The organism is Paenibacillus polymyxa M1 (assembly GCF_000237325.1).
Taxonomy (GTDB): domain Bacteria; phylum Bacillota; class Bacilli; order Paenibacillales; family Paenibacillaceae; genus Paenibacillus; species Paenibacillus polymyxa_C.
Map to the genome: position 1 here is coordinate 2,118,712 of NC_017542.1, position 13,024 is coordinate 2,131,735.

Here is a 13,024-nt window from a genome sequence, read left to right on the forward strand (position 1 = left end):
GAATGATGAAAAAAGTAGTATACGGGTTAGCCACATCGTTGTCTATGTTTGCGACATTTGCTGTATCGGTGGCAAGTTATGTGTATGTTTATCAAGGGGATACACCTGAAGAACTGCTGAAATAAGCGAAATGCAGATTAGAAAAAATAATACATAAAGCTGCTTTAAAGCAGCTTCTTTTTATGCAAAAAAACAGGCGCTCTACGAAAGAGCGCCCGAATGGGAGAGGAGAAACCGGACGAAGAGCTTATGGGGAAACGTAAGTCTTCTCCGCGGTTGTCTACGACATTGGTTGAATGCCGATATCCTAAGGATGCCCAGGAGATGGTTTTTTATACCTGCTTCATCACTAAGTTTTTCAAACGGCGGTGCATGTGGTACGATAACGTCATAATCTTTATATGGTTATGAACACATATAGAAAATAGGTGAGTTTCAGCGTGAGAGTGGTATCGGGTAGTGCCAAAGGAAGGCCGTTAAAGGCAGTTCCCGGCACCGGGACGCGACCGACCACGGATAAGGTCAAGGAAGCGCTATTTAGCATGATAGGTCCTTATTTTGATGGAGGAGTCGCGCTTGATTTGTTTGCTGGCAGTGGCGGCCTGGGGATAGAGGCGCTTAGTCGGGGAATGGACAAGGCAGTTTTTATTGATATGGAATCCAAAAGCATTGATGTCATTAAAGAAAATTTGCGAAAAACTGGATTGGAAGGAAAGGCAGAAGTGTTCCGCAATGATGCCGGACGAGCGCTCAAGGCGCTGGCAAAACGTGGAGCTCTTTTTGATGCTGTTTTTCTGGACCCGCCTTATCGTCTCAAGCACGGGGATGAATTGATGAGACGCATGGCAGAGTTGGACTTGCTTCGTTCAGGTGCAATCATCGTGCTGGAGTATGAATCGGGACATGAGTATCCGATAAGTTTCGGACCGTTTGAACAAGTTAGAAAAGCGGTCTATGGTGAAACGGCGTTATCCATTTATCACTTTGCAGATGATGCTTTGTCAGACGCCGAAGAACATACAGAAGCCGAAGGGGGCAAATTCGGCATCACCGAATCAGACGGGGAGGACCATCATGATTGAGCACAAACCACGTGTTGCCGTATATCCGGGAACCTTTGATCCCGTGACGATGGGGCATCAGGATATTATTCAAAGAGCGGCCCGACAGTTTGATTTACTGATTGTCGCGGTTCTTAACAATATTAGTAAAAATCCGCTGTTTTCACTTGAGGAGCGAATGGAGCTGCTGCGGACGGTAACTCGCGATATTCCGAACGTTGAAGTGGACAGCTTTCGTGATTTGACAGCTAATTATGTACGTCAAAAAGGGGCTCAGGTTATTGTCAGAGGAATCCGGTCAGTGACCGATTTTGAATATGAGCTGCAATTGGCCTCTACAAATCATAAGCTGAACCCGGATGCGGAAACGATCTTTATGATGACCAATCCGGCTTATTCATATCTGAGTTCCAGTATGGTGAAGGAAATTGCGCATTTTGATGGCAAGGTCGTAGATCTGGTGTCACCAGAGGTGGAAGACGCACTGCGTGCAAAGGTTAGCGCGAATCGCGGTGGCTCCACCATGAAGTCATAAAGGAAACGGCGAGCAGAGCAAGTATAATCGTACTTAGAAGTACGACGGACAGTACGGTCAGTTGCCAGGGGTACATGGATGTTCCTTCTATTTGTGTTAATAAACTGCTGGCTCCGACCATGACAGATTGTACACCAGAGTCATTTACACTTTCCGAAAAAGAAGATACAGAACTGCGACTGATGTAAGCAGGAATTGTATTACTGACAATGTGGCTAAGCGGAGTCCATGCCGCCAAGGTCAGTCCAAAAGCAATGATCCCATGGAGCACTCGTGATAAGGTGAAGGTGATGCCCTTGTCGGAAGGTCTGGTGACGGCGGTAATTTGAAGCCAGCCGCACAAGCCGCCCCAGCCTAACACAGCGCTGATCAGCGCTGCTTGTGTACGGAGATCGTTGGGCAGACGGCTGATTTCATAGGAACCCAGATGGATTTCCATCCAGGCAGGCCACACCATAGAAAGCGTCACTTGACCTGAGTATAGGGTTAGCAGCCGAATCAGTACGGAAAAGAAAATAATGAATCCACCTGTCACCATCAGCGTCTGTACAGCATGGGATACGGTTTCGCCTAACAGTTTTCCAAAACTGCGACCGTCCCGTTCTTTGGCAGAGCGGGTAGCTTCCCATGCGGATCGGATCAGAGAGGTGGTAGTGCGGGAAACAGAAGCGCGCCGGATGGCAGCTGGCGTTTCCCGTTTTTTCGATTTTCTGGACGATTCAGGTAATCTGGCTGTGATCCAGCCTGCCAGCAGCCCAGAAATCCAGTGAACGGCAAGTAACAGCCCGCCTACAGCAGCATTGTGCAGCAGTCCTGTGCCAATGACGAGCAGGATCGTAATCGGATTGCAGAAATGAGCGATAGCGGTCAGACGTCGAAGCTGAAGCGGGGTCATATCCTCCTGCTGTGCCCATTGGCGTACCGCTTCCGCAGCAGCCGGGAATCCCGCAGTTAGGCCGAGGGCCAACACCCAGCCGCTTCGTCCCGGCAGCCGAAACCAAAATCGCATGAACGGCTCCAGCAGAACACCTAGACCATGTACCAGACCAAAGGCGATGAGCATTTCAGATAGCATCAAAAAGGGCAGCATGGCCGGGAAAATAATGCTCCACCATAACTTAAGCCCCTGGGTAGAGGCTTGAAATACTTCTTCTGGTGAGGCGACAATAGCCACTACAAGCAAAATGGCTCCGAGGCCAAGCAGCAAGGTTGTCCAATAAGGAGCAGGGCGGGTTTCCTTTTGCATCAAAGAGTTCACCTCTCATAAATATACTAAGGAGAGTCGGATGCTGTCTCCAGCGTTTATTCACGTTCATTGTCTGGGTAGAGGTTGCTCGTACACGTTGTCGTAAACAATGTATGCTTTTTTGGAAGGCTTGAGAACAGGTGGTGCAAAGGCACTTGGGTAAGATAGGAGAAGTTAGGCTGCAAGGGGGAGAAGCAATGATGCAAATTAACCGGAAAAGAGCCTTTTTTACAACCGGTTATGTCTTAATACTGGCTGCAATGGTCTATGTGCTGGTTTATATGCCAACCCCTTATCTGATCTATGGACCAGGTGGGGCAAACGAGATCAAGCCGATGGTTAAAGTACAGGAAGGGGATAGCAGCGAACGGGGGAGTTTTATGATGACGACGGTATCGGCGAGATATGCCAATGTCATCATGCTAGCTATGTCCAAGCTGGACAGCAACTCGGAGATTCAGCGCAAAGAGGATCGTCTGCATGGCAGAAGTGAAGATGAATATGCAGCAGAGCAGGTATGGTATATGGGGGATTCCCAATCTTCCGCGATGGAGGCTGCCTATACCCGTGCTCATGTTCCCTATCGCATTGTGCCGGATTATGTGTATGTATTTAAGGTTCCGGGACCAAACAGCGTGTTTGAGCCCGGAGATGAAATATTAGAGTTGAACGGTACGAGGGTAACTGATAATCATTCCATTCGGAAGGCCTTGGAGGATGAGAAACCGGGGACGTTGGCTAAAGTGAAGCTAAAGCGCGATGGAAAGTTGCTGGCAGTGCAAGCTCCATTAACAACCATCACGGACAGTGAGACGGGAAAAGAACGTTCCGGGTTTGGTGTCAGTATTGCCACGGTACAGAAGGTAGAGCCGAAGGATGGACGTAAAACGATTCATTTTACATCCACGGATGTCGGTGGTCCTTCAGCAGGTTTGATGTTTACTATGGAAATCTATAACCAGCTGACACCAGGTGACTTAAGTAAGGGATATCGTGTAGCCGGTACGGGTACTATTGATAAGGACGGTCAGGTTGGAGCGATTGGTGGTGCCAAGTATAAAATTGTCGCTGCTGAACGTCAGGGCGCGGAATTGTTTTTCGTCCCGGCGGATAATTATAAAGAGGCTAAAGCCAAAGCAGAGCAAATCGGAACCCAGATGAAGCTTGTCCCGGTTCGCAAGCTTGGCGATGCGCTGAATTATATGGAAAAGCTGCCTATTAAACCATAACGGGGGGCCGCAAGTAATCAGCATACATGTGACGGATGGCGGGACGCGGCATCCCGGCTGCATGTATGGCGGCGGCGGCAGTATCCCAGTCCAGATGGGCATGTGACCCGGCAGACGGCTTGACCCATACTGGCAGGGCGGCTGTGTCTTTCATTTGCGCCAGCAGCTTGCGTCCAGCCCTGTTAAAGCCGAGCACGCGGATATAGCCGGGACCTTTCGCCAGCTCAGCGGGAGTCATATCGGCTTTGGCATGATTCAGCAAAATATGTGTACACATTCGCTGAAGCTTCGTACGAGTATAGCGTTTTGTCTTGACAGCGGCAAACAGAGCCTCCACAGAGGGCTGGGGCAGCGTGTACAGCGATTGCTGCAGACGGTGCTCCAGTCCTTCGGTGACCTCGTGCAGCTCCGCCAGCTGCTGCGGGCTCCGCGTGATCAGGGCGTTCAGCAGTGGCTGGCAGAACGCTTCCCAATGCAGCGGCGCGCGTTCTTCTTGCCACTCGCGCTGTAAAATCTCCAGGGTCGCCGCAGGTACGTACGGCGATGCGGCCTCCGGCCCGCCGTCCAGCAATAGACGGCGGATGGCCGTGGCGCTGGCGATGACTCCGTCCTCAGGAGCCACGGCTTCGTGGTAGCCCGATCCCGTGCGGGCTACCGTGAAGGGCTTGATCGTGCTGCCCAGTCGTTCCAGCGCAATCAAGTAATGCAGCCCCAGCGTATTGTTGGGCTGCTGCATAAGAGCGGCGAGCGCAGCGCCGTCCGCTCCTTCGGCCGCCAGCGCGGCTGCGGCTCCCGCGTAGGCGGCGGGATAGCTCGCGCCCTTGCTCAGGCGCTGGGCGATGCCGGCCTTGAGTTCGGCCGGCTCTGCCGCCAGCACACGGGCCAGCGTGTGCAGCGGGGCGATGTCTCCGCTCTCGCTGCCGAAGCAGAGCGCGTCGACGATGCCCGTCGCGCACAGCAAGGTCACCGCGCCGCGGGCAAACCATTCTGCGGGCTGGACAGCATAGGCTACAGGCAGCTCCAGAACCAGGTCTACGCCCATGGCGAGTGCCATTTCGGTGCGCGACCATTTGTCTGTAATCGCGGGTTCGCCTCGTTGAAGGAAGGGACCACTCATCACAGCCACCGTGCGCTGTGCACCAGTGATACGAAGAGACTCCTTCCAGTGATGGACATGTCCGTTATGCAGGGGATTATACTCTACAATGATACCGAGTGTTTTCAAAACTGTATGTCGGCTCCTTTCTTTAGTAGCTTATTTGATAACTATTTTGAGTGGTTTACTACCAGCGAATGCATGTTTTCAGGGCAGCTATCTGGTATTTCATCATGCACTTCAACAAGACCATTGAGACCTAGAGCAAAAAGCTTTATACTCGCATTATTGTACACGAAGAGTGGCGGGGGTACGAATACTCACAGGTACATGATGAATACAACACATTTCTTCATCCGCATAGATCTTACCGAACCATTGGAAAACCAATGGATTTGTAAGTGGTGTAAAGTGAAAGGTGTTGACAAACGACTCGATCAGTCGTTATAATAATTTTTGTTTGTTTGGAGTGATAGTGATGCAACTATTTTTTCGCAAAGTAGCAACAAGTGACGGTCCCTTTCCTATCCGTGAATCTCTTAATGTGAGTGAATTGGTGGATGATCGTGCTGATGTTACAGCCGTTTCCCCGCTGGAGACCGACTTGGTCGCCGTTAGTCTGGGCCAAGGCTCGATGAGTGTGGAAGGCAAGTTGACCGCAGGTCTGGACATGCTTTGCTCACGCTGTTTGAGCCCGATGCACGAGGATTTGAAAATTGAATTCCGTGAACGGTTTAAGCAAACCTCATCTTCAAGTGTTGAAGAGGAGGATGAAGATGGCGATTTTATCGCAGTGACGGAGGATTCCTTCGACATTGCACCGTATTGTGAAGAACTGTTTGTACTGCATGTGCCGTTTGCGCCTGTATGCAGTGAGGATTGTCAGGGCATCGCGCCAGCGGCCGGACAAGACTGGAGCCTTGGCTCCGATGACAGTAACGATGGTGATACGGAAAAGATTGATCCGCGTCTGGCAGGGCTTAAGGATTTTTTTAAATGAGAATTGAGTTCAATTCTGAAAAAAATCATCATCCGCTTGTGCCGGGAAGTTATTGAACCGATACGTGGATGTTGCATGCTTGATTCACCGGCTGTAAGATCATTGTCTTCTGGCATTTTCTTTCGGTCTTGAATGAGATAAGAAGTCATACCCGTTATGCGGGGTTGATCTGTTTAAGGAGGTGGGAATAATGGCAGTACCTCAACGGAGAACATCCAAAACTCGTCGCGACAAACGTCGTACTCACTTTAAACTGGAAGTACCAGGTATGGTGAAATGCTCCGAATGTGGCGAATTGAAACTTGCTCACCATGTGTGCAAAGTTTGCGGAACGTACAAAGCTAGAGAGATCATCTCTCAATAATGTCCGATAAGCGGATTCTTTGGAATATTCGCAGAGAAAGTAGCGCTTCACTACAGTGAGGCGCTACTTTTTTTATCAGCATGCTTTCTTTTTGCGTCAGCATGCTATATACTGTTTTAGTACCAGGTTCTAAGAAAGAAGGGCCTAAGAGGTTCCTTTATACATACAAGAAGACAAACCGGCTTGAAGTTTAGCCGTTAGAACGTAAAGTAACCTGAACTGTCGGCTGAACGGCAGTTTACTGTAGGGAAAGGAGGCGTCACTGATATCGAACGTTTGCCGAAGAGACAGAGACAGCAACGGCTGACTCAATTAATTGATGATAATCCGTTCGTGACGGATCAGGAATTGACAAGACAGCTGAAGGTAAGCATTCAGACCATTCGGCTGGACCGGATGGAACTGGGGATTCCGGAATTGCGGGAGCGGTTAAAGCTGATGGCTGAGCGCTCCTACGATCAGGTTCGTTCCTTGCCTTTACATGAAGTAATTGGGGACATCGTTGATCTCCAGTTGGATCGAAGTGGTATTTCGATTTTTGAAATTAAAGAGGAACATACTTTTTCACGCACAGGCATTGCACGAGGACATTATGTGTTTGCGCAGGCCAATTCATTGGCCGTTGCCGTAATTAACGATGAGATAGCATTGACCGCTTCAGCGGATATTCGCTTTGTTCGTCCGGTTCATTTGGGTGAAAAATGTATTGCCAAGGCATATGTACGCTCAAATCCAGAACAAAAAGGAAAGGCCAAAGTGGAAGTGTTTGCCTACGTAGGAGAAGAAATGGTGTTCCAAGGCAACTTTGTCATTTATCGCTCCACGGAGGAAGAGTATAGCGAAGGAGGAAGTCAGCATGCGGATCGCCATTGATGCCATGGGGGGAGATAATGCTCCTGAGGCGACAGTAGAGGGCGCGTTATCTGCGGCGGCGGAATGGAAGGATACAGACATTACGCTGGTTGGTGACCGGGAACGGATTGAATCGGTTTTGAACGGCAGGGCGCTGCCGACGAACCTCACCATTCGCCATGCGTCCGAAACGATAGATGCGCAGGACGAGCCTGTAAAGACAGTGCGGCGTAAAAAGGATGCCTCAATGGTCGTAGCGGGTCGAATGGTTAGAGAAGGTGAAGCGGATGCCATGATATCCGCAGGTAATACAGGCGCTCTGATGACTACAGGATTGCTAGTGGTTGGAAGAATGGAGGGCATTGAACGTCCGGCTCTCGCGCCGATGATACCAACGATTGATGATCAAGGTATACTGGCGCTGGACTTGGGGGCCAATATGGATGCCAAGCCTGAACATCTTGCCCAATATGCACTGATGGGGAGCTTGTACCGTCAGAAGGTTCACGGATTGGCTTCTCCAAGAGTGGGTCTGCTGAATGTTGGGACTGAAGCAGGAAAAGGCAACGAACTGACAAAGTTGGCATTTCCACTTATTGAGCAGTTACCTGTCAATTTTGTGGGGAATGTTGAATCCCGAGATGTGTTAACTGGAAATTGTGATGTATTGGTGTGTGACGGATTCGCCGGAAACATTATGCTAAAATCGCTAGAGGGAACAGCTGGAGCGATATTTTCTCTCCTTAAAGAGCAGTTCACCAAATCCTTAAAGACCAAGCTTGCAGCGGCCTTGATTATGCCTGAGCTTCGGGGTCTGAAGGGGAAACTGGATTATAAAGAGCACGGCGGGGCTCCTTTGTTGGGGTTGAGCGGACTCGTCTTAAAAAGTCACGGTTCGTCTGATGGCATTGCCGTCAAAAATGCGGTAAGGCAGGCTCGTACGGCCTTGCAAAACCGGTTGGTGGAAAGTATATCCAAGGAAATCAGCAGGAAGTGAGTGACGATATGAATAAATTACGGCCGGTTGGTGTTATCGGAACAGGGAAATACGTACCTGAGAAAATTCTGACCAATAAAGATTTGGAAGAAATCGTTGAAACAAGTGATGAGTGGATTGTTAGCCGTACAGGGATTCAGGAGCGCCATATTGCTGCTCCAGAGCAGGCTACATCTGATTTGGCTTATGAAGCAGCAGTTAAGGCGTTGGAGTCTGCGGGTATGACGGCACAAGATCTGGACCTGATTATAGTAGCTACGGTTACACCAGATATGGCGTTTCCGTCAACTGCTTGCATTCTTCAGGACAAGTTGGGGGCCAAAGGCGCAGCGGCTTTCGATTTGTCTGCTGCATGCTCGGGTTTTGTGTACGGGCTGGCTACGGCAACGAGTTTCATTAAGACAGGTATTTATAACAATGCGTTAATTATTGGTGCAGACTGCCTTTCCCGGATTACAGATTATACTGACCGCAACACCTGCGTTCTTTTCGGAGATGGAGCAGGAGCTGTAGTGATTGGTGAAGTACCTGAAGGTAGAGGATTCCAATCCTTTGATCTGGGGGCTGAAGGCGCTGGAGGCACCTTGCTCAAGTTGGAAGCTGGGGGCTCACGTTTGCCTGCGAGTGCGGATACACTGGAAAATAAACAGCACTATATTTATATGAACGGACGCGAAGTGTTCAAGTTCGCGGTTCGCGTTATGGGAACAGCAACGGTTGATGTGTTGGAAAAAGCTGGGATGTCCAAAGACGACATCGATCTGTTCGTTCCGCATCAAGCCAATATCCGAATCATCCAATCCGCAATGCAACGTTTGGATTTACCAGAGGAAAAGGTAGTTATTAATGTTAATAAATATGCGAATACATCCGCAGCATCTATTCCTCTCGCTCTTGTGGAAGCAGCTGAGGAAGGCCGCATGAAGGAAGGCGACCGTATACTAATGGTGGGCTTTGGCGGCGGTTTGACCTGGGGTGCGTCGGTTCTTATCTGGTAATTAAGTGGCAGTTTTGATATAATATTGAATTTGTCTGGTGTTTTACAGAAGAAGCATTGGATACAGAGAGGTGCATGCACGATGGGCAAAACGGCATTTATATTTCCCGGTCAGGGTTCACAAGCTGTAGGTATGGCTAAAGATGCTTATGAAGCAGTTCCAGCTGCAACAGAAGTATTCCGTAAAGCGGACGAACGTTTGGGTTTCGCGCTAAGCACACTGATATTTGAAGGGCCTGACACAGCCTTGAAGCAAACATCCAATACGCAGCCTGCACTGTTAACGGCGAGCATTGCGTTGTATGAAGCGTTCAAGGAAAAGGGCATCCGCCCTGATTATGTGGCTGGGCACAGTCTAGGAGAATACAGTGCGCTAGTGGCTTCCGGTGTTCTCACATTTGAGGATGCAGTTGAGACTGTTCGTGCACGTGGTCAGTTTATGGAGCAGGCCATTCCTGATGGACAAGGCGGGATGGCTGCTGTGCTGGGAGCTGATCGTGAAGCATTGGCAGCATTGTGCCGTGATATTACGGAGTCTGGCCAACTGGTTGAATTGGCCAACATCAACTGTCCCGGACAGATTGTTGTATCCGGTACAAAGGCGGGCGTAGCTGCCGTCGCTGAACGTGTGAAGGAAGCAGGCGGTAAGCGTGCTATTACTTTGGAGGTCAGCGGACCTTTTCATTCGTCATTGATGAAGGAAGCGGCGGACAAGCTCTCCGGTAAATTGGAGACTGTGAAATTTGCTGAAGCCCAGATTCCGGTTGTGACCAATGTGACAGCAAAACCTGTACGTGAGGGAAGTGAAATTCGCCAACTGTTGGTGGAACAGGTCTATTCTCCGGTACTATGGGAAGACAGCGTAGCATGGTTACTGGAACAAGGTGTGGACACCTTTGTTGAGTTTGGACCGGGAAGTGTTTTGACCGGACTGGTTAAAAAGATTGACAAAACGGTTAAGCTGTATAACATGAGTAGCCTGGAGTCGTTTGCTTCTATAATAGAAGCCCTGGAAGCCCGCTAAAAGTATTAATGATTGCCTTTACGGGTTAAATACTTGCAAGGGAGGACTATGATGTCTAAGCCATTGAGTGGAAAAACAGCGCTGGTTACGGGAGCGTCGCGCGGAATTGGCCGTAGTATCGCACTGGCGCTGGCTGAAGCAGGGGCTAATGTCGCAGTAAATTATGCTGGTAGCGAAGCGGCTGCGACTGAGGTAGCAGAGCTGATTCGTGCCAAAGGTGTAGAAGCTATTACAGTTCAGGCTAATGTGGGACGTGCTGAAGAAGCTGATCAGTTGATCAAGGATGTAATTGGCGCTTGGGGCAAGATTGATATCCTGGTGAATAATGCTGGCATAACAAGAGATAATTTAATCATGCGGATGAAAGAAGAGGAATTCGATCAGGTGATCGAAACGAATCTTAAGGGTGTGTTTAATTGTCTCAAGGCGGCCACACGCCCAATGATGAAGCAGCGTTCTGGACGAATTATCAATATCTCTTCCGTTGTTGGTGTACTTGGTAACGCAGGACAAGCCAACTATGTCGCTGCTAAAGCGGGAGTGATTGGTCTTACTAAATCCTCTGCTAGAGAGCTTGCCTCAAGAGGAATTACAGTGAACTGTGTGGCTCCTGGATTCATTGATACTGAAATGACACAGGTGCTGGCTGATGATTTGCGTGACAATATGCTTAGCGGTATTCCGCTGGCCCGTCTTGGACGGCCTGAGGAAATTGCAGATGTGGTGCTATTCTTGGCCTCGGATGCTTCCTCATATATGACGGGCCAGACTTTGCATGTGGATGGCGGCATGTATATGTAGTTCTTGTTGCCAATCCGCATGCCCCGATGGAGAGTAGTTAATGAAAACTCTCTTCTATGGCATTTTAATTGTAATTTTCGTATAATACCATAAGGAGGAGGTGAGCCGGATGTCCGATGTATTGGAGCGCGTAAAACGCATTGTCGTTGACCGTTTGGGAGCCGACGAAGCCGAAGTTACACTTGAAGCATCTTTTAAAGATGATTTAGGCGCTGATTCTCTCGATGTAGTTGAATTGGTTATGGAATTGGAAGATGAGTTTGATATGGAAATCTCTGATGAAGATGCAGAGAAAATTACAACTGTAGGTGAAGTTGTGAAGTACATACAATCTCATACCTAATTCATGTCATCAAAAGTCCCGTTCTGTTACAGGCGGGACTTTCTCCTAATTATACAGATTGAACTAAAGACGGAATTGTCGCGTGTTTTTGACTTCATCTCAGCTTCACTTCGTCAAGGGCTGAGTATAATGCGGCATTACTAACTTTAGTTGATTCTATATTATTTTTGTACACAAGCGTGTGCGAACTAAAAATACAATTTGCAGTAGACATAGAGGTGATTATCTTTGAAACAACGTGTTGTCATAACAGGAATGGGTGTAATCACTTCGCTGGGACAGGATTTGAACACACTATGGGATAATCTGATGGCTGGAAAATCTGGTATCAGTAAAATCGAAGCTTTTGATACAAGTGAATACACTACGAAAATAGCCGCTTCCATTAAAGATTTTAATCCAGAGGATTATATCGATCGTAAGGATGCGCGTAAAATGGACCGCTTTGTGCAGTTCGCGGTTGCTGCTAGTAAATTGGCGCTTGAGGACAGCAAACTCGTAATCGGAGAGAATGTGGATGCTGAGCGTGTTGGTGTATCTGTTGGTTCTGGTATTGGCGGATTGGGCACTTGGGAAGATCAGCATAATGCACTGATCGAAAAGGGACCTAAACGCGTAAGCCCTTTCTTCATTCCGATGATGATTGCTAATATGGGTTCCGGCCAAGTTTCGATCTCACTCGGTGCTAAGGGTCCCAATACATCGCCAGTTACAGCTTGTGCCACAGGTAGTCATGCTATCGGTGATTCCTTCCGCATGATTCAGCGCGGTGACGCTGACGCTATGATTTGCGGCGGTGCCGAAGCAACGATTCGTCCGATTGGTATTGCTGGATTTTGCTCCATGCGAGCGATGTCCACACGTAACGATGAGCCGGAAAAGGCAAGTCGTCCATTTGATACCGAACGGGACGGATTTGTTATGGGCGAAGGCTCTGGTGTACTGATTCTGGAATCGTTGGATCATGCTTTGAAGCGTGGTGCACATATTTACGGCGAAGTGATTGGCTATGGTCTTTCAGGCGATGCCCATCATATGACGGAGCCTGATCCAGAGGGAGCAGCACGCTGCATTAGAATGGCGATCCGTGATGCTGGATTGAATCCTGAAGATATCGATTATATCAATGCACATGGTACATCTACGCCGGTTGGTGACAAATCGGAGACGGAAGCAGTTAAGAAAACGCTTGGAGAGCATGCCTATAAGGTAGCGATCAGTTCAACCAAGTCGATGACAGGGCATCTTCTGGGTGCAGCGGGAGGCGTTGAAGCCGTAATTTGTGGTCTTGCGCTCCAACATCAGACAATTCCGCCAACAATTAATTTGGATAATCAAGACCCGGCTTGTGATCTTGATTATGTACCTAATAAGCCGAGAAAAGCGGAACTGAATGTGGTTATGTCCAATTCCTTTGGTTTTGGCGGTCACAATGCTACGGTTATTCTAAAAAAATATGAAGCGTAAGGGGTCAGTTCG

At 48.9% G+C, this 13,024-nt stretch carries 15 protein-coding genes; 13 read left to right on the plus strand and 2 right to left on the minus strand.

Features of this window, described 5'->3' with window-relative positions; all coding sequences use genetic code 11:
- Positions 1 to 2 precede the first annotated feature (2 nt).
- The 3 genes from PPM_RS28445 to coaD all read left to right on the plus strand — a co-directional run bounded on the left by PPM_RS28445 (position 3) and on the right by coaD (position 1,596).
- Complete coding sequence (locus PPM_RS28445) at positions 3 to 125, plus strand: cyclic lactone autoinducer peptide (protein ID WP_013370626.1); 123 nt, start codon at positions 3 to 5, stop codon at positions 123 to 125.
- A gap of 315 nt (positions 126 to 440) precedes the next feature.
- Positions 441 to 1,082: a 16S rRNA (guanine(966)-N(2))-methyltransferase RsmD gene (rsmD, locus tag PPM_RS09620; RefSeq protein WP_014599656.1), complete on the plus strand. Its 642-nt coding sequence runs from the start codon at positions 441 to 443 to the stop codon at positions 1,080 to 1,082.
- Complete coding sequence (gene coaD / locus PPM_RS09625; RefSeq protein WP_013370628.1) at positions 1,075 to 1,596, plus strand: pantetheine-phosphate adenylyltransferase; 522 nt, start codon at positions 1,075 to 1,077, stop codon at positions 1,594 to 1,596. The genes rsmD and coaD overlap by 8 nt, the downstream gene beginning before the upstream one ends.
- Here coaD and PPM_RS09630 read toward each other — a convergent pair.
- Positions 1,559 to 2,842, minus strand: coding sequence for a nucleoside recognition protein (locus PPM_RS09630; RefSeq protein ID WP_013370629.1), 1,284 nt, complete (start codon positions 2,840 to 2,842; stop codon positions 1,559 to 1,561). The two genes, coaD and PPM_RS09630, sit on opposite strands and share 38 nt — an antisense overlap.
- Before the next feature lie 197 nt (positions 2,843 to 3,039).
- Here PPM_RS09630 and PPM_RS09635 point away from each other — a divergent pair, with 197 nt between their 5' ends.
- Positions 3,040 to 4,071, plus strand: coding sequence for a SepM family pheromone-processing serine protease (locus PPM_RS09635; RefSeq protein ID WP_043885926.1), 1,032 nt, complete (start codon positions 3,040 to 3,042; stop codon positions 4,069 to 4,071).
- Here the strand turns inward: PPM_RS09635 and PPM_RS09640 are convergent.
- A complete protein-coding gene (locus PPM_RS09640; protein WP_013370631.1) occupies positions 4,061 to 5,296 on the minus strand; it encodes a nucleotidyltransferase in 1,236 nt (411 codons plus the stop codon). The genes PPM_RS09635 and PPM_RS09640 overlap by 11 nt on opposite strands.
- A gap of 349 nt (positions 5,297 to 5,645) precedes the next feature.
- On the opposite strand from PPM_RS09640, the gene PPM_RS09645 reads away from it, so the two are divergent.
- The 9 genes from PPM_RS09645 (at position 5,646) to fabF (ending at position 13,012) form a co-directional block, all read left to right on the plus strand.
- Positions 5,646 to 6,167 (plus strand): YceD family protein, encoded by a 522-nt coding sequence (locus PPM_RS09645; RefSeq protein WP_013370633.1) that lies wholly within the window; start codon positions 5,646 to 5,648, stop codon positions 6,165 to 6,167.
- Between the two features lie 190 nt (positions 6,168 to 6,357).
- On the plus strand, positions 6,358 to 6,531 hold the full coding sequence (gene rpmF / locus PPM_RS09650; protein WP_013370634.1) for a 50S ribosomal protein L32: 174 nt from the start codon (positions 6,358 to 6,360) through the stop codon (positions 6,529 to 6,531).
- Positions 6,532 to 6,807: 276 nt separating this feature from the next.
- Positions 6,808 to 7,404 carry a transcription factor FapR gene (fapR, locus tag PPM_RS09655; RefSeq protein ID WP_014599659.1) on the plus strand — a complete coding sequence of 199 codons (597 nt, stop codon included), beginning with the start codon at positions 6,808 to 6,810 and terminating at the stop codon, positions 7,402 to 7,404.
- Positions 7,388 to 8,380, plus strand: coding sequence for a phosphate acyltransferase PlsX (gene plsX, locus PPM_RS09660; protein WP_013370637.1), 993 nt, complete (start codon positions 7,388 to 7,390; stop codon positions 8,378 to 8,380). Before fapR ends, plsX begins: the two co-directional genes overlap by 17 nt.
- Before the next feature lie 8 nt (positions 8,381 to 8,388).
- Positions 8,389 to 9,378: a beta-ketoacyl-ACP synthase III gene (locus tag PPM_RS09665; RefSeq protein ID WP_013370638.1), complete on the plus strand. Its 990-nt coding sequence runs from the start codon at positions 8,389 to 8,391 to the stop codon at positions 9,376 to 9,378.
- An 81-nt stretch (positions 9,379 to 9,459) separates the two neighbouring features.
- Positions 9,460 to 10,401 (plus strand): ACP S-malonyltransferase, encoded by a 942-nt coding sequence (gene fabD / locus PPM_RS09670; RefSeq protein WP_013370639.1) that lies wholly within the window; start codon positions 9,460 to 9,462, stop codon positions 10,399 to 10,401.
- Positions 10,402 to 10,452: 51 nt separating this feature from the next.
- The gene (gene fabG / locus PPM_RS09675; protein ID WP_013370640.1) at positions 10,453 to 11,202 is read left to right on the plus strand and encodes a 3-oxoacyl-[acyl-carrier-protein] reductase; all 750 of its coding nucleotides are present in this window, start codon (positions 10,453 to 10,455) and stop codon (positions 11,200 to 11,202) included.
- A 109-nt stretch (positions 11,203 to 11,311) separates the two neighbouring features.
- Positions 11,312 to 11,545, plus strand: a complete 234-nt coding sequence (locus PPM_RS09680; RefSeq protein WP_007429985.1) for an acyl carrier protein — start codon at positions 11,312 to 11,314, stop codon at positions 11,543 to 11,545.
- 228 nt (positions 11,546 to 11,773) lie between these two features.
- The gene (gene fabF / locus PPM_RS09685) at positions 11,774 to 13,012 is read left to right on the plus strand and encodes a beta-ketoacyl-ACP synthase II (protein ID WP_013370641.1); all 1,239 of its coding nucleotides are present in this window, start codon (positions 11,774 to 11,776) and stop codon (positions 13,010 to 13,012) included.
- The last annotated feature ends 12 nt before the right edge of the window (positions 13,013 to 13,024 follow it).